Source organism: Flavobacterium cyclinae (assembly GCF_021172145.1).
Taxonomy (GTDB): domain Bacteria; phylum Bacteroidota; class Bacteroidia; order Flavobacteriales; family Flavobacteriaceae; genus Flavobacterium; species Flavobacterium cyclinae.
In genome coordinates this window covers 858,736-880,599 of sequence record NZ_CP089095.1, presented here as the reverse complement: position 1 = coordinate 880,599, position 21,864 = coordinate 858,736, and the positions used below count along the sequence as shown (strand labels likewise).

The following is a 21,864-nucleotide window of genomic DNA, read 5'->3' as shown; positions in this document are numbered from 1 at the left end:
AAAAAAACCTTGAAATCAATTTTTCAAGGTTTTTGCTTTCTGAATGTAATAACCAATTAAATTCAAATAAATTTCTCTAATATTTTCTTCATTAAACTCTAAATGAGGATATTCTTCTTGATTTTCCGTTGGGTCTTTGGAATCAATTAGTTCCTTTAAGTTTTTAATGTGAAAGGATATTGTGTTTTTAGTTTCCCAATTCTCATATATTTCTGACCAATTTTCTTCTAAAGCCTTATAAATAAAGTCTATGATTTCTGATTTATAATTTGAAACAACAAATCCGTAAAAAGAAATTTCATCCAAAGATAATTTATTGTTAGCTTGAAGAAATTCTTGATGTAGACCTTCAACAAAATCTTCATCAACTGTCAAATCTGGTCTGAATTTCCAGAACCAATTTAGCACATCATTTTTTTCAATTTCCATATTAAATTCTATTTAAAAGTTGGTTCTTTGAAACTACCTAATCTATCAATTATGTTATTATATTCTATTTTGGAAATAATTTTTGAATCTGAAAATTCATAATAAAAAATAAATTCAAATTGTAAAATAAAATACATGACTAGGGATCTACTAAATTTTGCTTCCTCTCTATAATTTAATAAATCAATTAGAATTTTATTTTGGATTGATAATGTATTTTTTTCATCTGGTAACAAACCATTTTCTAGCAAATTACCAATAGTCAAAGTACTAATGAAAATATCATTATTAAAAATAACATTAAACAAATGTTCTCTTCCTTTGGGTGACAATTCTTTTAAATAAAAGTAAACTCTTTTTGTAAAAAAGTTATCCTCTATTTCAGTTGGATTAGTTGTATTAATTGCCTCAATAAAATTATCCGATAATTTTTCATAATTAGATTCAAAATCTAGAGAATCAGAACTATCAAATAATAATAAATTAACTAATGGAAAAAGTACTTCGTACTCATGTGCTGGGTTTGATTTGATGTTTTTCATATGTGCTAAAAAAATGCGTGAGACAATAGCCAGCAGACTCAGAGGCACTAGGAAGCCCGACATCCAGAAGACTACGCCCACGCAAGTATTTTGCACAGGCGTAAGTCTATTAAATTTGGATGTCTTGTACGGAAGTTCCTAGTTTCCTGAGTTCCTATTTAATAGCTTACGCGATTAATATTATTTTTGTTATTGTAAAATTAGATTATTCTTTTGAAATAAAATTATTGTTTAATTAAAATTAAAGTTTATTTTCTAAGGGTATCTTTTTAACTTTTTAAGTAAATATTCTGTTGCTTCAGCGTCTGTAATTAAATGTTTCTTTTTATTTTGTTTAGGTTTAGATTTCAAAGTAGGCTGAACCCCCATCATTTTATAAAAACGAGCTACTTCCGATTCCGAAAGGGTTTGAATTATATTATAAAGAGTTTCAGCTTTTAACATTTAATTATCTTCTAAATCTAAATCTTGGTTTGTTTTTTATTTCTTCGTTAGCTGGTCGATTTTGTTTGATATTTTCACTTGATTCTCTGTTATGAGTTCGTGAGATTTTACTAATAAGTTTTTCATCTCCAACTGTTTTTGTTTTAGCTGCTCTAATTCCAGCATTATCTTCTGGAATAATAGAATAGTTTCTGTTTTGTTCATCTGTTATTATTTTAATTTTGATATTATTCCAAGAAAAGTTTTTATGTATTTTACTTCCTTTGTAAAAAGTCCCTTTATATTCAAATGATATTCCTGATATAAATCCTGTTGTTAAACTTTGATTGATTTTGACATTGACTCCTTTTAATTTGAGCTTATCAATAAAATCTTTCATCAACAAATTTTGATTTAGAATTTCTATTAAAATATTTTGTAATTCTAAACGTTCTGGAACATCACCAGTTCGTAAACATTTTTCTATTTCACCTTTTGATAAAACATTAGATTGTTCCTTTCGAACGAATTCCGTTAAGTTGTATTTCTGTTCTAATTTTCTAATTAATGCTTCACTTCGTTTATAATCATGTGAATCGCTTACTACATCACCAGAATACTTGACTCGATTTGCAACTATATGGATATGAGAATGATACCTATCGAAGTGTTTATATATTACGTATTGACTATCTTTGAAACCCATTCCTACAAGGTAATCTCTTGCTAAGTTTGCGAATTTCTCATCAGATAATTTATTTGCGTCCTCATAGGGTAAGTTCAAGCTCACATGATAAACTGCTTTTGATAAGTTGGGCTTAAGCTGCCGAACCACGTTAAACTCTTTGGTTTGTTTTATAACCGAACTAGATGCTAAATTGGAATCCAATATAATAGCTTCACCTTTATCTACTTTGTTTTGATTGTATTTCAAAACATTACAGAAATCAACCCCCTTTATCTGCTTGGATATCATGTATTTATGCTAATAATTGATTTTTAATTTCGTTTAATTGTTTGTGTAAATTCGATAATTCACTTTCCAATCCTTTTAAATTAGGATTTCCTTGATTTACTCTTTTTGACATTTGATTGATGTTGTTTCCAATTCGAGAAAGTTCAATAAGCAAATCTCTTTGTAATCCTGACATTGTGAATTTTGGCAACTGTTTTTGTAAAGCTCTTCGTCTAATATATTCTACTAAATTTAAACCATTGGCTTTTGCTATTTCCTCTAATTGAACTTGCTCATTTAAAGTGACTCTTAGGTTAATTTGAAATAACTTGATTTCATCTAATTTCTTTCTTGGTCGTGCCATACTTTCTATTTTTAATTTGAATAATTATTGGGTCAAATTCAAAATAAGAAACCCACTTAAACTTGTTCAACAGGACAAATTTAAGTGGGTGTAAAAAGATAAACTAGAGTTAGAAAACAGGTTAGGTGTTCTCTAAAATAAAGTTCCTAAGATTTTATCCTATCATATAACTTAACAAGGTGACTAATTGCTTCATCATCATAAATATATATTTTAGGAAATGCTAAAAGGTGTTCTAATGCAGCTCTGTAATGATTCAAACTATGCATATCATTACCATAATATTGAAATGGATTTTTAGGATGAATAACTTCTGGGTGATTAAATTTAGATTTATCACGGTTTGTGAATTTAAATCTTTCTTTTGCAAGAATTTCAATTTTTTCAATATCTATGTCTGCTTCAGAGTAGGATGTCAGTTTATAATACTTCTCTTGTAAAATAACCAACAATCCATTTCTTCTCCATAAACTGACCACAATTCGAAAATCCTTTAATTTATCTGCAATATCCATCATATCTTTAAAAAAGATAAAAAAACTATCGGGATCAAAAACCTGATTATGTCTTATAATTTTATAATCCTTTCTATAATAAGGTTTCAAAATATTCAAAATTTCTTGTAGATTATAATTCATATTCCTAAACCTCTATTTAATTTCCACTTTTTATTAAGACTTTTATTTAATACTTCTCCATAGATATTCAGATTATCGGACAACTTATACATATTTTCTTTTACAATAAAACTCACTAATCCAAGCTGTAATGCATTGATATTGGTTTTAAATAAATATTCATCTAAAACAAAAGATAATAGTAATCCTTCTTGAGTTGATAAATTTGAATTTGAATCTGTAATTTGTTTAGCTATTGTTTTTAAAGGGTACTTATCTTTTTTTAGAGCATCGTTAATCTGGATGGAATTCAAATGATGTTCATTAAAATTTAAAACTTTAGTTGAAAAATTTTTCAAAAAGAATCTACCATATTCTATGCTTCTAAAATTCATATCACTAATGAGATTTCTCTCAACAAAGTCATCTAGATTGTCATTCTTGAAAATCATATTCATATCGTAATCTTGATTTGCTAATGATAGTAATTCTTCCTTTTTAAAGCCATCTAAATTTTCCAATAATTGTCTTCCAAAATCTCTTGTAATATTAACTAAATCATCATCCTCAAATATTACTTTTTTATAAAGCTTTTTATCTTGAGTAACACTATCATTGAAATGAAATTGAATTGAAAAAAATACTGATAGCACAGATTTTAATTCATCTAATGATAATTTAATCGCCAATTGATCTTTTATTTTTATTTGTTTATCAATTACATTTTTTAATGTAATGTGGTTGTAATCTTTAAATTCTAAGGCAAATAATTCCATGTTTTTATCAAAATTTTATTGTTTTATTTTGGATAAAAATAGAAATTAGAAATGAATAAAAAAGCTTTTTAGACAAAAAAAATAAACATAAGTAATTGATATAGAATAATTTAATATTTCAAGAGGTAATATAGAGAATTTAGATATTTTTTAAATTTTATAACTTTAACTTTTTTAAAATCAATAATTTACTCTTTTAAATTTTATTTAAAAAAGTATCAGAAAATTAAAATTTCTAACAATTAAAATCAATATTATTCTGTCAATTAATATCAAAATAAAATAAAAATTTGGCTCTGCTAGTCTATCAATCTCAAACGGGGTGTGGGGTGCAACCCTGCCAAGCCATGTGACCAAAGGGAGCGTTTTTGCTATCAAAAACATGGCTTGCTTCATGACAACTAATTTTTTTTCAAACTCATTTATAAATAAAACTAAATTATAGAAAAGATTAAAAAATGAATTTTCCTATTCATCGAAATTTGATTTTCAATAAGTTTCTTAAGGGTAAAGAAAACTGTTTTTTTATAATTATAAGAAATTACAACGGGTTTGAGAAATAATTAGAAAATATACATATATACATATATACATATATACATATATACATATATACATATATACATATATACATATATACATATATACAAAAATATATTTTTGTATTAGTATATTTTTGTATTAATACATTTTTGTATTCCTTTATGCTAAATGGAATTCTATTCCATTTCTCCCCACTTAGGATTTAATCTTTTCATTTCCTTTTCTAGCTCGGCTATGCTATTTTGCCAAAATGAAATATTTTCTTGAGCTAAAGCAATTTCATTCGCTCTTTGATTTGAACTTCTCAAAAACTTAAATGCTGTGACATCAACTAGTTTTTTGTTAGCTTTCCTAAGTTCTTCATGAGCAATGTTCATTTCAGAAACTATTTCATCTATTCTTTTTTTTCTGGCTTTTTCTCGTTCTCTCTCAATTCGTTCTTGTTCCAAGCGTTCTTTTTCGGCAATTATTTGTTTTTGCTTGGCAATCTCTTCATTTTGAATTTTCAACTGCTCGTTGTAAATTTCAGTTTCTTTATTTTCTCTTTCAATCGCATCTTTTTGAAAGCTTTGTATCATTTTAAATGTTAATGAAAGAAGCAAAACGAATATTCCAATAGATATAAAAAATGTTTTTTTTCTTAATCCCAATATCTTTTCTTCCTGCTCATTATTAACTTCAGGATGTGCTTTATTTATTGGTGGTGGTGATGATAATGTTTTAATTGGAGGTGGAATTGAAACAAAAATTGACTTTAATTCTTCTATCTCTTCAGCATTATTCCAATCTTCTAATCCTTCAAACCAGACTTTAGTAGCTCTATCTATTTTTTTTGTTTTTAGTTCATCTAAATTAAATGGCCCTTGTTGTTCGCCGTCAATGAATAAAAAAAAGGTTTTCATCAGTATTAATATTTTTTTATTAAATTTTATTTTCGATTATTTTTCACTTGCACTTATAACTTCCCAGCCTAAACTACTGACATTTCTGTAAGCTTTTACTTTTAGTTTAAAACTTTGTTTGCTATTAGGTGGATAAAATTCATATAGTGTATAATCCTCTGATCCAATCAATGTGTTAGTTTTACTATAAAAATTTACTCTGACGGTAACATCTTTGTAGGTAGTTACAGTGGCTGTATTAGCAATAGAACCATCAATTTTAATTTTATCACCTATAAAATTTTCCCTGTAAGTTCCATCAGCTTGTAAATAATTTAATGGGCTTGCTGCTTCAATTTCTTGAATAGTCATGACACTTTCTTGATAAGTCGATGACGAAGATTCATTGTCTATAAACTTCGAGACGATAGAAATCCCAAAAATCACTAAAAAAATGATAATTATTATTCTAACAATTTTATAAATTCTCCAATAAATACTATTTTTTATATCTGATGATGGTTCTTTATTAGGAGCATCAACTTTATTTTTTTTTAATGGTGGTGGTAAAGTTGGGAAAAGATTTCTTAATTCCTCTACAGTTCCGGCTTCTTTCCAATCTTCCATACCTTCACACCATATTGGTGTATTTCTAGTAATACTTTTTTGATTTAATTCCTCAAAATCAAATGGTCCAATATTGTTAGTACCATCGTGTAAATAGTATTTTTTCATTTTTATATTTTAAACGTTAGGCCAAATTTTCTTTATTTCTAAACACATACTTTCAATCTCTTCCAATGCTCTTTCAATTTTTTTTGGCGCAGAAATTATACTATTAGCGAATACATCAAGCGAAAAACATAACTCAGGTAAAACAATTATTTCATCATCTTCAAAAACTAAATCAAGATATTGATAAATACAAGTTGCTACATACTTTGATTGATTTTCATCAAACAGTTCTGATTTAGAAACATGTAATTTTAGCCCACCTAAATACCATTTACCGTCAATAAAAACTTTAATAATTAAATCTGGAGAAACTAATATTTCAACATCAGACATAAAAAATGATCTGATTTTTTGTTTTGGAAGTATTTCATATCGATTTTCTTTTAAAATGGCGGGTAAACTCATTTTGATATAACGCTCCATAGCATCAATAGAAACTGACTTATCATTTTTTTTCCAAGGTGTTTCAGGATTCCTTTTCTTCAATTCTTCAATACCTTTCAAGATTGGAATAATGTCACCACCATTACTTATAGCTTTTGATATCCTAGCTTTTGCCATAGCATAACGTCCAACCAAAATCGGTGGTGGATTTTTTTGTTGTTTAATAATAGCCTTTTTTCGAGCTTCAGATACTTTTGAAAATGTGGCTAATTGATTTATAGAAATTTTAAATTCTGCCATGATTATGTAGTGTTACATTCTTTAAAAAATTAAAACTGAAAACATTTTATTCATAATAATTTAATTTATCTCCTCGGCAAATAATTCTTTTCCAAATAAATTAATATGATGATTAGGCAAAGTTGAACTGAAAAATAAATCATTAAACTCTTTAATGATTTTGTCTACAGATTCTTGATCGGTAATTTTAATGATAGTTTCATAATTATATTTCATACCACTTTCAGTAAAATTTAACGATCCTAAATACGCAATTTGATCATCGATAATATAAATTTTACTATGTAAAAATATTCCTTTATAGTAATTTTTATAAGTAGGAGAAATAAAAACTTTAAAGGGAAATAATGACTCATATTTATAATCGAAAATTCTTTTTTGCAGTATTTTTTCTTGATATAGTTTACGAATCATAATAGCTATTACAAGAGGAATTATTCCATAAAAAAGCTTAATACCCCAATAAAAGTAGGCCGTAAGAAGAAATGCAATCACATATCCTGCAATTCCAAATAATAAAAAACTACACCATTCTATCCACTTATTTCTTGTTTTTTCAGCCTCTTTGTTTACAATTCGATGCTGTATAATTAATTTTTTCAAAAAATTAAGATGCAAATTCTTATCTTTAATTTTATCAGTAGTTATTAATTGAACATCAACATTTTTATTATGAAGAGAAACTAATTCATTTACATATGGAGATGACAAATAAGGTGATACGATTTTTAATGTTTTTTTGGCATTTTTAATATCATTAATGACCTCTTTGCCGGTGTCTTGTCCTAGGTAAATATTACCATTTGTGACACTAATTGTAGTACTCATTTAATAATTTATAAAGTTCGTAAATTACATTATTTTTTGGCATTGACTTTTCTCTCGTTCATCATTCTTCTTGTATTATTTTTACCAGGTTTCTGCAAAATGCGTCATTGTCTACAAGATTTTGTAATGTTGTTTGAAAATTTCTTAACTCTCTTTCTTCAAGAAGTTTTTGTTGAGAAGTTTTACCGATATATCCTTTACGCATAAACATCTCAATAGCTTTGTCAATACCTCCCAAGGTTGTTGGCATATCATAAAGTTTCAAAATGTCTTTACTTTCATTATCATATGTTACAAATACAGGGAAATTTCTGCTTGAAGTTTCAAATTGAATTTCTTTTAAAGTTTTAGATTTAAAATATACAGTAGCACGTTTCTTAATATCTGCATCAAGGTCTTTAGGTATTACTATGTTCAACTCAAATTTATTGAAACTTGAATCATCTACAACTATATCAGATTTTAAATGTATTGATTCGCATACAATAGAAACAAAGTTGTAGAAATATCCAATAGCTAGAACTGTTGAAGGCAGTAAACCCAATTCACCAAGTATAATTTTTTCATCAATTGTTTTTGAAATCCGCTCAATCTCGTTGTTCAAGGTAACTGAATTTGAAAGAGGAATAGCTCTTTCAAATTGAGGAACTGTAATACCAAGCAAATCCGTTGGAAGTTTTGCCTCTTTTTCTTGGATAACAAAAGCACGTGATGGACCAAGACGTCCAAGAAACAAACCAAATTCAAAGATAACATTGTCTCGGGGTGTTTCAAATGAATTATCTCGAATAGTTGAAAAATCATCCTTTGTTGCAACGAGAATTCCAAAGTCAAATAGACTAGCTTCTTTTAGTAGAGTATATAAAAAGCTCTCGTTAAATTTAAAAATATCATCTGTCCACAAGTAACACTCATATTTTACTGCTAGTTGTGATTTAATATATTCTGCTATTTCAAGCCCTTCTTTCGAGGAACCAATAAATATCCTAGTTTTCATTATCCGTAAATTATATTTTCATCAATTCTTTTAAATTGTATTCTTAATTCTTCTGTAATATCTTCAATAAGTTCATCAAGTTCAAGTTTTAATTTTTTAAGTTCAATTATTTTAATTTCGCTAGTTCCAAATACATTCTCTTTACCATTGGGTGACATTAAACTTTCTCTATAAAACTTGTTTGTGATAACCTTTTCAAGCTGTTTAGATCCTTCATTTAATAATAACAATTCTTGATATTTAGGTTTGTTCAATAAGTTATTATCCATTGCGTATACTATACTTGTAATTTCAAAACTTGATAATTTTATTTCATATTCAGCGTCAACTTTTAGTGTTTTTAAAAGCCTAACTAATTTAGCAAGTCCACCCGAGACAAGATTATTTTTTGATTTTACATTAGTAATATGCATAAAGGGATAATCTTTTTGTCTCGAATGGTTCTCTTTGTCGTAAATATGAATTCCTCGATATTTTTCATTAGAAGTTGTCTGATAATCTTCTGTATTTACCCAATTTGCAGGAACTACATCAACTTTTCTTTTTGGATTTGTTGGAAAAACTTGGATTGATTTTGCTTTAGAATTATCAACTTGATTATATGTTGAATTTAAAACGTTGTAACATTCTTGTCTTAGTTCCTTTAAATCAGCTAAAGGATCACCATGATAAGGATTAGAAGGTGTTAGAGGGAGTTCCATACTATGATACTTTTCCGTAAACACAAGGATATCAATATCGCTATGAAGTTTTATATGTGTATCTGTCTCTACTGAACCTTGGTGACGATATTCAACGGTTAGTCCTTTGTTAATAAGACCTTTAGTTAAATTATTCCTTATGTTTTCAGAAGCCAAGTATGTGTTTCTTGTGTAGCTTGGATCAATTGGACTCATGGATTCAAGAGCATACTTTACGCTTTCACCAATTCTAATATCAGAGAATGATTTTGATAACACAGCTTTTTGTAACTGTTCATCTAGCCTTCTATTCTTTAATTTTTCAAGTCTTTGAGTGTAGTTTTTTTTCATATTATTTAGTAACATTTGTTAAACATGCTGGTAAAATTTTGTCAATAAGCGAGTAGCTTGATTTTGGAGAACAAAAGTAGATGCAGGGTTTAAACCGAAATTGAATCAGAATCCTATTATGTTATGTTATTTAAATCTGTCACGTAAGAGCCGTTTAGTCCATTCTTCATCAAGATTAGTAAGTCTAGTTTTTTTTATTCCTCTCCAATTTTTCCAAGAACTATATTCAGCTTTTCGTAAAAATCTTGATAATCTGATTGCTTGATAAATATTAATTATGCCTTTCAATCTTATCGTTTCATCAAAAATTCTTTTTCTATTAAGACTTCCTGTTTTATCTTTGGCTAGGGCTGCACTTTGAGTGTCATAAGGCGGTAAATCTTCAAGTCTTACTGCTTCTGCCCACAACAAATCTATTAAGATTAAACATCGTCTTCTAAGTCCATTGTGATATACAAGCCAATCCTGTACTTCAGTCCTTATATATTTGTGCTGTTCTGCTGTTTCGTTAGTCTGATAGGAGTTTTGATACTCAGGCTCTAATAATTGTCTTAACGGCCTGCTTTGTCTTAGAAATTGAGTTCCAAAAATTGGATATATGTCTGCAATATTTAAATGCCCTTGCAAAATTCTTGTGGAAATTTCACCTAATACACCACAAACTTTTTGAATGCTGTCCAATGCCCAAATTGTTGGTGTCCCAAGTCTGTGTTTTTCTATTTCAATTTTGAGATTGTTTATTGATACGTCATCTAAAACCTGATAATATTCCCCATTTTCTCTTCCAATAAAAATCACATTACCCCAATATTTCTTTAAGCTATGCCATAATTGTCGATATTGCTCGGTTAAAGCAATTCTAGCCTGTTTCTTTTGTGAATACAAAACGAATATTTGAACCAGCCCAACTAGCACCAAAAGCACAGTCGCGATTGCTGTCAGAAAGTTTGAATTATTAGGGTCAAATATATTTTGGCTCATTATTCAAATTTTAATTAATAAATTTTAGTTTTTTATATCTGTCAATATTTATATTGTATTCGTCATTGAGTTCTTGAATTCTTTTCTTGTCAAACTCTGGCAAGTCTTGGTTATTTTCTAGACAATCCTTTATTTTTACTGTAAAACTATCAAGCTCTCTACAGATATTTGCTAAATTATCGTTGATTGTAATTTCTTCTTGTTTCTTTAAAATTTCTTCAAGTTGTTTTGCTAAAATTTCTCTGTAGTCTTTCATTTTGTCTCTGTATTTATTTTAAGTGACACACAAGTTCCCTAGGCTTTGCGATGTTGAGGATTTAGAAGTACTTATCTTGATTTTGGCATTGATGTTAATCTGAAAGCCAAATGTATAATTTAGCTTTGTAGCCATCATTTTGACAAACCTCTGTTGTTGACAGTGTTTTTTTTTAAATGTTTTCAATACTCCAAATTTCTTTAATCAAATTATTGATGGCATTAGTTCTATCATCAATTCCTTCTTTAAAATTTGCTAATGCTTTGAAACCTTTTTGAATTAAAAAATCTTGGTCATTTATGTTGTTATAGTAGTTATTAGTTAAGCAATTAGATAGCTTTAATTCTTTCTTAAGCACATTAACTTTACTGATTTTTTTATCAGGCATAAACTCAATAGATACGGGATTAGGAATTAAAATAAAATTACCTAATTTTTTTTCAGTTGCATAATATGTTTCTTCATTTTCAAAATGACTACTATACTTGTTGTATTCCCAAATAATAGGAGTAAGTACGAATCTATTATATTTTCTAGTCGCCATTAAATCATTCATTTCAATATTTTGGTTGGAGTAAATTTTGTTTTCTACATATAAAGTACAACGAGCAAATAAATAATGAATGAATTTTCTATTTCCATTGTTGAAGAAAAACTTATCAACTTCATTTATACTCTCTTTACTTGTTAAAAGTCTTTCTCTCAAAATTGTTCTTAATTCTTCAACTGACTTATTTCTGATATCCTTAACTAAAGTGTAAATTATGTATCTTAAAAATGATTGAGAACTACCTTTATAATTTATTGCTCTTGTAACAATCAAAATATCAATGAATGTTGAAACTGCTCTTAGTTTTTCTTGTATGGTTTCCTCATTATCAAGTTTGTTTACAGATGACATTAATAAAGGATAACTTAATGATGAAGCTATACCCCAATAAGATGTTAAATACAATCTTTCAACTCCTTCTGTATAATTGTTTTCATAAGTTTTGATTTTTTCGTATAAAGTAGAATAAAATTCAAAGTCGCCTTTTATAAAATAGTAGAACTGGTCAGCGTTAGATAGCCCGATTTTTTTATGATTATCTTTAACCCATGTATGAAATCTTGTTCCTATTTTTTCAAAATCTTCATTTTCAGCACCTCTTGCACCACTTCTTATGGTGTCTGCGTATTGACTTCTTAACCATGCTCTAATGAACTCCAAATCTTCTTGTGTTGAGTATTTATGAAGATTCGATATCTTTTCTTTCCAAATTATATTTAGTTCATCAATTTTTATTGGGTCTTTTAAGTGCGTTAATAAATAACCTTTTAACATTTCAGTAGGAGTAAGATTTAATCCTCTATCATTCATTGTTTCAAAGATTGTATAAGCATTTTCATCACTATATGCTAAGATTTCTACAAAAACTACTTTTTCCTTTAGCCACTCTATGAATAAAGGCAACTTTTCGTTTTTCAGTTCTTCAGAGAAAATATTTGAAATATCTGTATATCTTTCATACATATTTCTAATTGATTCGTCAATCTCATTACTTAAGTCATAGTCTTCACTATTAAAAAGTGCTTCTAAAATTTTTGTTCTATCGGGTACTTCTATATTATAGGTTTTACGACCTCCTTTTTTAGAATAAATCAAAGGAATTATATCTTCTGGGTCATTACTTTCCTTTTGAAGATTATTAAGATAAATTAATAGTAATGTTATTGAAGTTAATCTTTGCTGACCGTCAACAATTGATCGAATGCTTCCTTTTTCGCAAATTACAACAGGGCCTAAGTAATAAGAATTATATTTACTATTGATGTCTTGAATTGTATCTCCATTGTCATAGTTTGACAAAAAAGAGGCCTCTAAATCAACTAGTAATTGTTCAATATGTTTATACTCCCATTTATATTCTCTTTGAAAGTAATCTACAATGTATTTGTTTTGTAGCAATTCAAAAAGTTTTCTAGCATTTGCTTGTATGTTGTTACTTAAACTCATTAGTCTAGAGATTTTATTAATTGTTTTAACATGTAAAAAGCTGGTTCGTAAATTTTTAAATTATCCTTACTCGGTTGTATTTCACCGTGAAAAAGAATACAACGAATATTGTAAAGAATTTCTATAATTGCGTTTGATAGTAAAAGAGTATCATTTTTAAATAAAACTTGAGATATTGTATTTAAAGATTCATTTTTTCTATCAACTATTAAGGACTCTTTTAATTTAGGATTAATAGCTTCAAACCCTTCAAGAATAACATCTTTTTTTTGTTGTGAAAGTGCCATAAAATTAACATCTGAAGTCAAATGTGTTTTATCATATTTTGTATGATTATATAAAAAAATATTACTACCTCCTGCATTAAGTATGTCAATTCTAATGCGGTAATTGTTTGGTGGTGTTGGAGTAATAATTTCGACTTTATAATTGTGATTTCTGTGTGCTTTTACAAAAGAAGTTTTAGGATTAACTCTATAGTTTAAAGATTTAAAGCTTATATTTTCAATAGCATTGGGTACTTTATAACTTTCTAAATAATTATGAAGTTTAACTAAATTACTTTGAAAAATAGTTGAATCTTGATCGCTATTTTGAAGTAAAGCAATTATTCTAGTTTTAAATAAATTATTGTCCGATTTCATTTCTTCTAAAATGGGACGGTCTTTATTTTTATGATGAGGATAATTGTTACAATACCAAGCATTAAATGGCAACCAAGATTTTATAAATAAAATTGGATATTCAAAGTCTCCATTCGCAATAAGTAACCATCTGTCTTTGTGGTCTACAAAATTATTTGCCATTTATTATATTTATTCTTTTAACGTCTATTTTTTACATTGCTCATAACTAATAAATATTACATTTACTTTCTACTTCTTTTTGTTGTATAAGTAGTACTCGGACTCTTTTTAGTTTCCGATTTAGTTACATATCTACCTGTTTTAGCACTTCTGTGTTGGTTGTAAGTTTTTGATTTTTTTTCTTGTGCATTAACTAAAACTGTAAATACAGCTAATAATGTGATTATAAGTAGCTTTTTCATTGTTATTATATTAATAAGTTGTATATAAATGACTTGTACAAACGCCACAAACAGGTCTACCTATTTTGGCAATTTCTAACCTAGCTTCTTTTTCATTTAAACATTGAAATTTATTACCTACACTTTCTGATTTTATCATTTTTTCACAAATTGATAAATTCTGAGAAGTACACGGCTCTTGAGAAAAATCTCCTTCAAATAAATGATATTCTTCAGTATCTTTTCTTCTTTTTAGGGTATATGCTTTCATAAACTAAAATTTGTAAGCAAATTAAAATTTTGAAAAATAGTATTTTACGGTTTTAAAGGGTATTGTTTACGGTTTATAGAAACATGATTATTTTCTAAAATATCTCTAAATTGATATAATAATCTTTCTAATAAGCGTAAATCTTCGGTAATGATATCAGTTCCTGTAATTTTCTGTTGGAAGTTGATCTGTTTATTATAGGATGTTTGAAGACTATTTGGAAGTTCAATATCTAAAAGCAAATTGTCTTCTTTGCCTTGTGTTGATGATACTGTTTAAAATTTTCCTTCAAAAACACCAAACTACTTATCAGAGTAATTTTAGCTAGTCAAAATATTTATTTTTGTTTTTTCGCTGAAATATTCTTTTTAGAACTTTACATCCATTTTAATAATTGAAGTTCTGATTGATTAATTTCTTTTTGTCCATCCAAAATTAGAAACATTTTCAATTATTGCTAAAGTGTTTTTAATATTTACCTTGTATTCAATTAAAATGACATCAATTATACTAGGAATTTTGGCAACTAATTTATCAGTTAGAATTATATTGAATATAGCATCCACAGTCATAATTATACCTAGTAATTCAACTATCTAGAACACTAAAAACAAGAGAAATAAAAGGATTAATCTTTTTTTAAGTTCACAATTCTATTTTTATTGGAATAAATTTAGTCTTCCATTTGTTTTATTTTTTCTTCAACAATTTTATTATAGTTATTTGGAGAAATAAGATTTCCCTTTGGAAAATCAATCTTGATTTCTTTACCACTAAGTATTATTTTACTACATTGAGTTATAGTTTTTCCATCATTAACTTCTAAAATTAATCCTGGTAATCCCCAGTATTTATCAGGCCCCATGCTAACAGGTATTTCTGTGGTATACCAAACAGTGATAATTTTATCCTCAGGAATAATTGGTTTCATGAAATTAGTCTTATTCTTTTCGTATTCTATAAGTTCTGCTTCATAATTTGTAATTTCTTCTTGACTAGGTTTTATTATTAATTTAGCACTAAAACAATTATAGTCTCCAATTTTTTTTGTTTGATTTAAAAGTTGCCATTCAAATTTTTCCAAATCGTCTTCTATAAAAAAATACTTACCCAATAAATCTTTCTGAATTATACTTTTTTGAGATTTTAAATTTTTAAAATATTTTAAATCAATACCATAAGGAGACCATGAATTATCTATATTTTCTTTATCTATATTAATGGTTTGATTTTCTTGATAAATGGACAAATATTGATTAAAATTTAAAACATAATTCTTTTGAAGTTTTTGCTTCATTTTGTCTTCAATAAATTTTTTCATTACAGGATCCATATTAGGATCTGAAAAAGCTTGTTTTTTAAACTCTTCTTCATTCAATTTAGTTATATATTCTGCTCTTCCACTAAAGTTTTGAGCACTTAAACTATTCCATAGAAATAGCATTATTAAAATAACTCTATACATACATTACTCTTTTTCAAATTTAACACTTAAATCTATTTTTAATCTATCTAAAAAGACCCCTTTTTTATCTCTTCCTTTAAAAGATTTAAAATTCCAATTGCCAATATTCCTATATCTAACCCAACTTTCATTATTAATTGGCTTTCGAATTCTATCAAAATTCAAAGATGGTGCAGTTATTGCTCCAGCTAATTTTGGATTTTTATATTTTGTATTTATTACTTCAACACCTATACATATACCATTATCAGGAAATGGAATATTTAAATCTTTAAGATTTATTTTTAAGGTGTAACTTTTATTCTGAGGAATTATTAATATTGGTTTATCATAGATTTCGTTACCTGGTTTTTTAGTCTTTTCATCATATTCATAAAATTTAATATTAAAATCCGTTATGTAATCAACTTTACATTCTTTACATGATTTTGTACCATCTTTTACCTCATTTAATTCTAATGAAATGATTTCCAATTTCCCTCTAATTTTTGAAGGATTAGAAACATAAACGCAATGTTCTGTCCCAAACTGAAAAGAAAAATAGTTTGATTCCTCTTTTTTACTATGATCTTTTATTTTTTTTACAGCTGTATAATTAACTTTTTTACTTACAATTATAATCTCATTTAGTTTTTCTACTGCTTCTGTTAAGTCTATCCTTAATTCTTTCTCAATATTAATCTCTGAAATTTTATATTTTTTTGTTCTATAACCTATTCTTGAGATGAATAAACTATCAGAAGAATCAAGACACCCTATCTCAAATTTCCCAATGGTATCTGTAAAAGTTCCAAAAGTACTTTTTTTAAGAAATACATTAACAAAGTCTAAAGGTTTGTTTTGTAAACTATCAACAACTGTGCCTCTAATAATTTGAGAACTAACAGTCAGACAAATAAAATATAATATAAAAGTTAATTTGTTTTTCATAATAAAAAAATGAGGTGGATTTACCACCTCAAATTTAAAAATTTAAAATTATGGCCCTGGATCGTATTCACCCATGTCAATATAATGATCTTCAAACCAAACATATAAATGACCATTTTCAATATAATTATTTCCTCTTGGTGGTTTTTTTGCAAATGCTATTTCTGTAGACATTACAAACATAAGAATAGCACTTAATACAACAATTAATTTTTTGTTTTTCATAAGATTAATTTAATAATTTTAATTTTTCATTAACTAAATAAAGTTTCGGATGATCAATCCTTTAGTACCATAATTAAAATAACAATGGATTTATAGCTATATAAATACAAACATAATTTAAATAAAAAAGTTATTTTACGGTTTAATAAATTGATTTTTACGGTTTAAATTATCTTCTAAAAACATCTCTAAATTGATATAATAATCTTTCTAACAATCGTAAATCTTCAGTAATGATATCAGCGGTTCCTGTCATTTCTTGTTGGAAGTTGATTTGCTTTTTATACGAAGTTTGGAGTCCGTTTGGAAGTTCTATATCTAAAAGTAAATTACCTTCTTCATCCGGAGTCAGTGATATGGTTTTTAATCTTCCTTCAATCACTCCAAATTCTCTATCAGGATAATTGGCTAATCGAATGTTTACTTTTTGACCTATTTGTAATTTACCTGAATTTTGAGCTATAGCTTTCACTTTTCCAATGTAGCCTTTTTCAGTTGAAGGTATTATGGCAAACATGTTTTCTCCAGAGTTTATGGTTTGATTTTCAGACCAAATCTGCAAAAAGGAAACAGTACCTTTTACTGATGAACGAAAGACATAATTTAACTCCCAATCTTTAATTGCTTTTTTAAGTTGGTAAAACGATTGCATTACACTTCTTTCTAAATTAATTGAAGTGGTACTCTCATTTATTACGGTTGTTTTACTACTTCTGTTCAATTCGTTAATGGAAGATTTCAATTGTGAAATAGAACTTAATAAACTTTTGTAGTTCTTTTCGGCTTGTAGAAAAACTAATCTTTGTTTTTCGATTTCTTGTGCTGATATGACACCTTTTTTGAATAGTTTTTCATAACGCTCCACATCAGTTTTTAGTAACTGAAGTTCTGATTGATTAATTCCTTTCTGTCCTTCCAAAAGCTGTAAACGTTCTCTTAATTGTTTAGCTTCAAAACTTTGTGCGCTTGACTCAACTTTATATGGTTGCAATTGTTTGTTCAATTCGCTTGCGATATACTCCTTTTGAAACATAGCAAAACTATTTTCAATTTCTCCCAATTGTGCCGCTTGTAATTTTTCAAAAGGGAATTTTGAATTACTTAAAGAAATCGTATCTGTGATTGCTTTTAAAAGAAATACATCTTTATAATTGGCTGCATTTTCAATCACTGCTAACGGAGTATTTTCATTAACTTTTGCTTTATCACTAATTAAAATGGCTTGAATTTTACCAGAAGTTTTAGCAACTAGTTTTTCAGGGGGGATTTGGGTTGTAATGGTAATCTCAGTAGTAATTATGTCTGGATATTTAACCATCCAGGACACCAAAAATAAAAACAGTAAAATAATTAAAACCACCAAAGAACCCCATCGAATAATCCAATGTGGAATTTTAGTTAATATATCCTGAACTTCCTCGCTTCTAAGTTCTATTTCGTTATGATTCGGCATGTTAATTTCCTAATTGCAATTGATTTTTTACTAACCCATAATAGTTTCCTTTCTTGGCAACTAATTCGTAATGATTACCCGTTTCAATAATTTTTCCTTTTTCCAAAACTACGATTTGTTCAGCATTCATAACTGTACTTAATCGGTGTGCAATTACAACAACGGTCTTATTTTTGAAGAAGATATTTAACTTCTCCATAATTTCTTTTTCGTTATTGGCATCTAAAGCAGAAGTGGCTTCATCAAAGAATAGCATTTCCGGATTTTTGTAAACCGCTCTTGCAATTAATAATCGTTGCTTCTGTCCTGTACTCATTCCTACACCTTCTTGACCGATTTTAGTATTGAATCCTAAAGGATATTCTTGAATGAAACTTAAAATATTTGCCACATCGGCTGCATAAACTAAACGTTCTTTATCAATTACATCAACACCAACTGCAATATTATTAGCAATTGTGTCATTAAAAATATAACCTTCTTGCATTACTGTTCCAATATGAGAACGCCAGGATTTTTGCTGGATATTATTCAAATCCGTTTTACCAATTGTGATTTGACCTTTATTAGGTTCATAGAACTTTAATAAAAGTTTCATCAGGGTGGTCTTACCGCTTCCACTAGTTCCAACAACTGCTGTTATTTTATTTGAAGGAATGACCAAATTCAAATTATCTAATACATTACTATCTGAACCTATATATCTAAAAGAGACTTCTTTTAAAGCAATATCGCTTTCTAATGGGATGTTATTCGTTTGTGTTGCTTCTTGCTGCGCTTCATCTTCTTTTTCGTGAATTTCAGATAATCTAGCTAATGATATTTTAGCATCTTGTACTTCTCTAATGAAACCTATTAATTGCAAAACAGGTCCATTAAGGTTTCCTACAATACTACTAATTGCCATCATCATACCTAAAGTGATTTGCCCATCGATAACCAATTTGGCAGATAGAAAAACGATGATGATATTTTTTAATTCGTTGATGAAGTTAGAACCAATACTTTGTGTTTGTTCTAATACCAAGCTTTTCATTGAAACCCTGAACAATCGTGCTTGAACGTATTCCCAACCCCAGCGCTTTTGTTTTTCTGCATTGTGGAGTTTGATTTCTTGCATGCCATTTATAAGTTCAATTACTTTGCTTTGCTCTTGTGAAACTTCTGCAAATCGCTTATAATCTAATGCTTCTCTTCTTTTTAAAAACAAAACTACCCAACCAAAGTATAAGATACTTCCGATAAAGAAAACTGCAAATATTTTTAAATTATAGTAAGCCAAAACTCCGCCCATAATAAACATATTAATCACAGAAAATAATACACTTAATGAAGAAGTGGTTAATATCCTTTCAATTCTTTTATGATCATTAATGCGTTGCATGATATCTCCTGTCATTCTAACATCAAAAAATGAAATAGGTAAGTTCATTAATTTGATGAAAAAATCAGAAATAAGTGAAATATTTATTCGGGTTGATAAATGCAATAATATCCAACTTCTAATGAGTTCTAAAGCCGTTTTACCAAAGAACAAAAAAAGTTGAGCAAACAATACTAAATAAATAAAATGTAGATTTTGGTTTTGAATACCAACATCTACTATACTTTGAGTAAGAAATGGAAAAATAAGTTGCAATAAACTACCCGCTAATAAACCAATAGCCAACTGAACAACAAAAGATTTATAAGGAATAATATATTTAGTTAACAAAGCAAAACCAAACTCTTTACTATCTTGATTATCCCACTCATTTTTATAAAAAGTTGGAGTAGGTTCTAATAGTAAAGCAATTCCTTCTTCTGTGTCTGTTGAAGCATTATTTCCAATCCAAAATTTTAAAAATTCTTCTTCGTTATATTCTAACAAACCATGTGCCGGGTCGGAAACATAAAATTTATTTTTTTTAATTTTATATAACACAACATAATGATTGTTATTCCAATGCAAAATACAAGGTAAAGGTGCTTCTTCTAACTTTTTAATGGATAATTTAACACCTAATGTTCTAAATCCAATTTTTTCAGCAGCATCACTTAAAGTTAATAGATTACTACCTTCACGAGTAGTTTCTGATAAACTTCGTAAGGTCTGAATATTTAAAGTTTTACCATGATACTTGGCAATAATTTTAAGGCATGTAGGACCGCAGTCTTTACTGTCGGGTTGTTTGTAGAAAGGGAAAAATTTACGCATCTTTTTAACTAATTCTTACATGCTAGAATTTTCTATTCTTTTTTGTTGTAAAGACTTTAGCATTTAATTAATTCATACAATAAGTATTACAATTACGCTTTAAATGAGTAGAAAGTCTATTTACGTTCAAAATTAGCACAATAAATGAGGGCTTATTTATTTTATTTTTTTCTATTAGATTGTGTATTAAAAACTATATTTTATCACTCCAAATACTTTTATTTATTTCATTTACTTTTTTGTAATCAACAAAACAATTTTCATCATTCAATAAAATCCCTGATTCATTCAAAGATAGATAACCTAATTCTCCTTTCCATTTAGAAATGTAAGGATTATATGAGCACTCTGATTTATAATAAAAAGAACCATTATTTCTCTCCTGTGGAACTCTATTGTCTATACACATATATCTAAATTCACAGTCTTTGCAAACATCTATTTGATCCTTACAAATACCCCATAATTTAGAGTTCTTAATTTTTTTTATTAAATGTTGGCTATTTTTAATTTTAAAAAAATTTCCTAAAATTTCTTTAGTTTCAATACCATTTTTTATATTACCTTTGGATTCAATGTATATTTTCCCATTAAAATATACATTTTTAAGTAGCGCTTCAGTATATATTCCTATATTAACTGACAAATAAGGTGTAAATATGTCAGTTTCTATTTTTTCTTCAAAAAACTTTATACTTGTCACTTGTTCAATGTTATCAATAATTTTTTTGAATATAATATGATTATTTTTTTTATTGCTTTTCAAATTAAAAGGTAAAACAACTTCAACTGATTTAAATGTTAAATCATTGAATGTGCTAAATAAAAAATTAACTATTTCATCTGCACTATAATTTTTGACAAATCTCAATAAAATATGTTTACAGTTTATTTCTTCAAAATATTTAAAATTTCTTTCACATTCTAAATTATCTAAATCAATTATTGCATTTGTAATATTTGCTGGTGATTCCCATTTAAAATTAATCTCTGGAAAAGAATCAATGAAAAAATCTGGTACTAAAAAACAATATTCATTTTCTATTAAAAATTTAAGCCAAATTTTATCATTATTATCTAATCGATTATTTAAATCAGAAATATTACAATTTATATTATCCCTTAAAGTATTTATTACTTCATTTGGAACAAAATCATATTTCTGTCTTGGCAAATCATAAATACAACTTCTATTATAACCTAACACTATAGGGGTTTCTGAATGAAATTTTAATATCATTTAATCAAAATATAATTG

Annotated in this window: 26 protein-coding genes; all 26 read right to left on the bottom strand. The window is 27.4% G+C overall.

The window, feature by feature from the left end; genetic code table 11:
• Positions 1–15: 15 nt before the first annotated feature.
• The 26 genes from LOS86_RS04165 to LOS86_RS04040 all read right to left on the bottom strand — a co-directional run bounded on the left by LOS86_RS04165 (position 16) and on the right by LOS86_RS04040 (position 21,846).
• A complete protein-coding gene (locus tag LOS86_RS04165) occupies positions 16–429 on the bottom strand; it encodes a hypothetical protein (RefSeq protein ID WP_231843381.1) in 414 nt (137 codons plus the stop codon).
• A gap of 8 nt (positions 430–437) precedes the next feature.
• On the bottom strand, positions 438–971 hold the full coding sequence (locus LOS86_RS04160; RefSeq protein ID WP_231843380.1) for a hypothetical protein: 534 nt from the start codon (positions 969–971) through the stop codon (positions 438–440).
• Positions 972–1,226: 255 nt separating this feature from the next.
• The gene (locus LOS86_RS04155) at positions 1,227–1,415 is read right to left on the bottom strand and encodes a hypothetical protein (RefSeq protein WP_231843379.1); all 189 of its coding nucleotides are present in this window, start codon (positions 1,413–1,415) and stop codon (positions 1,227–1,229) included.
• Between the two features lie 4 nt (positions 1,416–1,419).
• Positions 1,420–2,370, bottom strand: coding sequence for a relaxase/mobilization nuclease domain-containing protein (locus LOS86_RS04150; protein ID WP_231843378.1), 951 nt, complete (start codon positions 2,368–2,370; stop codon positions 1,420–1,422).
• A 4-nt stretch (positions 2,371–2,374) separates the two neighbouring features.
• Entirely contained in the window at positions 2,375–2,713 is a 339-nt protein-coding gene (locus LOS86_RS04145) for a plasmid mobilization protein (RefSeq protein ID WP_231843377.1), read from the bottom strand.
• A 146-nt stretch (positions 2,714–2,859) separates the two neighbouring features.
• Entirely contained in the window at positions 2,860–3,351 is a 492-nt protein-coding gene (locus LOS86_RS04140; RefSeq protein ID WP_231843376.1) for a hypothetical protein, read from the bottom strand.
• The gene (locus LOS86_RS04135; protein WP_231843375.1) at positions 3,348–4,106 is read right to left on the bottom strand and encodes a hypothetical protein; all 759 of its coding nucleotides are present in this window, start codon (positions 4,104–4,106) and stop codon (positions 3,348–3,350) included. Before LOS86_RS04135 ends, LOS86_RS04140 begins: the two co-directional genes overlap by 4 nt.
• 719 nt (positions 4,107–4,825) lie before the next feature.
• Positions 4,826–5,551 (bottom strand): DUF4339 domain-containing protein, encoded by a 726-nt coding sequence (locus LOS86_RS04130; protein WP_231843374.1) that lies wholly within the window; start codon positions 5,549–5,551, stop codon positions 4,826–4,828.
• Positions 5,552–5,587: 36 nt separating this feature from the next.
• Positions 5,588–6,265: a DUF4339 domain-containing protein gene (locus LOS86_RS04125; RefSeq protein ID WP_231843373.1), complete on the bottom strand. Its 678-nt coding sequence runs from the start codon at positions 6,263–6,265 to the stop codon at positions 5,588–5,590.
• Positions 6,266–6,274: 9 nt separating this feature from the next.
• Entirely contained in the window at positions 6,275–6,949 is a 675-nt protein-coding gene (locus LOS86_RS04120; protein ID WP_231843372.1) for a hypothetical protein, read from the bottom strand.
• 60 nt (positions 6,950–7,009) lie between these two features.
• Positions 7,010–7,777 (bottom strand): phospholipase D family protein, encoded by a 768-nt coding sequence (locus LOS86_RS04115; protein ID WP_231843371.1) that lies wholly within the window; start codon positions 7,775–7,777, stop codon positions 7,010–7,012.
• Between the two features lie 61 nt (positions 7,778–7,838).
• Positions 7,839–8,774 (bottom strand): CBASS system CD-NTase-associated NAD(+) hydrolase Cap12, encoded by a 936-nt coding sequence (gene cap12, locus LOS86_RS04110; RefSeq protein ID WP_231843370.1) that lies wholly within the window; start codon positions 8,772–8,774, stop codon positions 7,839–7,841.
• Positions 8,774–9,805 (bottom strand): nucleotidyltransferase-like protein, encoded by a 1,032-nt coding sequence (locus LOS86_RS04105; protein ID WP_231843369.1) that lies wholly within the window; start codon positions 9,803–9,805, stop codon positions 8,774–8,776. Before LOS86_RS04105 ends, cap12 begins: the two co-directional genes overlap by 1 nt.
• A gap of 126 nt (positions 9,806–9,931) precedes the next feature.
• A complete protein-coding gene (locus LOS86_RS04100) occupies positions 9,932–10,786 on the bottom strand; it encodes a hypothetical protein (RefSeq protein ID WP_231843368.1) in 855 nt (284 codons plus the stop codon).
• Positions 10,787–10,796: 10 nt separating this feature from the next.
• Positions 10,797–11,042, bottom strand: a complete 246-nt coding sequence (locus LOS86_RS04095; protein WP_231843367.1) for a hypothetical protein — start codon at positions 11,040–11,042, stop codon at positions 10,797–10,799.
• A 172-nt stretch (positions 11,043–11,214) separates the two neighbouring features.
• Positions 11,215–13,038 carry a DUF262 domain-containing protein gene (locus LOS86_RS04090; RefSeq protein WP_231843366.1) on the bottom strand — a complete coding sequence of 608 codons (1,824 nt, stop codon included), beginning with the start codon at positions 13,036–13,038 and terminating at the stop codon, positions 11,215–11,217.
• A complete protein-coding gene (locus LOS86_RS04085) occupies positions 13,038–13,844 on the bottom strand; it encodes a hypothetical protein (protein WP_231843365.1) in 807 nt (268 codons plus the stop codon). Before LOS86_RS04085 ends, LOS86_RS04090 begins: the two co-directional genes overlap by 1 nt.
• Before the next feature lie 62 nt (positions 13,845–13,906).
• Positions 13,907–14,086 carry a hypothetical protein gene (locus LOS86_RS04080; RefSeq protein WP_231843364.1) on the bottom strand — a complete coding sequence of 60 codons (180 nt, stop codon included), beginning with the start codon at positions 14,084–14,086 and terminating at the stop codon, positions 13,907–13,909.
• A 10-nt stretch (positions 14,087–14,096) separates the two neighbouring features.
• Positions 14,097–14,336, bottom strand: a complete 240-nt coding sequence (locus tag LOS86_RS04075) for a hypothetical protein (RefSeq protein ID WP_231843363.1) — start codon at positions 14,334–14,336, stop codon at positions 14,097–14,099.
• Positions 14,337–14,746: 410 nt separating this feature from the next.
• On the bottom strand, positions 14,747–14,908 hold the full coding sequence (locus tag LOS86_RS04070) for a hypothetical protein (protein ID WP_231843362.1): 162 nt from the start codon (positions 14,906–14,908) through the stop codon (positions 14,747–14,749).
• 101 nt (positions 14,909–15,009) lie between these two features.
• A complete protein-coding gene (locus LOS86_RS04065; RefSeq protein WP_231843361.1) occupies positions 15,010–15,801 on the bottom strand; it encodes a GLPGLI family protein in 792 nt (263 codons plus the stop codon).
• A 3-nt stretch (positions 15,802–15,804) separates the two neighbouring features.
• On the bottom strand, positions 15,805–16,731 hold the full coding sequence (locus LOS86_RS04060; RefSeq protein WP_231843360.1) for a carboxypeptidase-like regulatory domain-containing protein: 927 nt from the start codon (positions 16,729–16,731) through the stop codon (positions 15,805–15,807).
• A 48-nt stretch (positions 16,732–16,779) separates the two neighbouring features.
• Positions 16,780–16,956, bottom strand: coding sequence for a hypothetical protein (locus LOS86_RS04055; RefSeq protein ID WP_231843359.1), 177 nt, complete (start codon positions 16,954–16,956; stop codon positions 16,780–16,782).
• Between the two features lie 169 nt (positions 16,957–17,125).
• A complete protein-coding gene (locus LOS86_RS04050; RefSeq protein WP_231843358.1) occupies positions 17,126–18,409 on the bottom strand; it encodes an HlyD family secretion protein in 1,284 nt (427 codons plus the stop codon).
• A 1-nt stretch (position 18,410) separates the two neighbouring features.
• Positions 18,411–20,606 carry a peptidase domain-containing ABC transporter gene (locus LOS86_RS04045; RefSeq protein WP_231843357.1) on the bottom strand — a complete coding sequence of 732 codons (2,196 nt, stop codon included), beginning with the start codon at positions 20,604–20,606 and terminating at the stop codon, positions 18,411–18,413.
• Positions 20,607–20,799: 193 nt separating this feature from the next.
• Positions 20,800–21,846, bottom strand: a complete 1,047-nt coding sequence (locus LOS86_RS04040) for a hypothetical protein (RefSeq protein ID WP_231843356.1) — start codon at positions 21,844–21,846, stop codon at positions 20,800–20,802.
• Positions 21,847–21,864 lie beyond the last annotated feature (18 nt).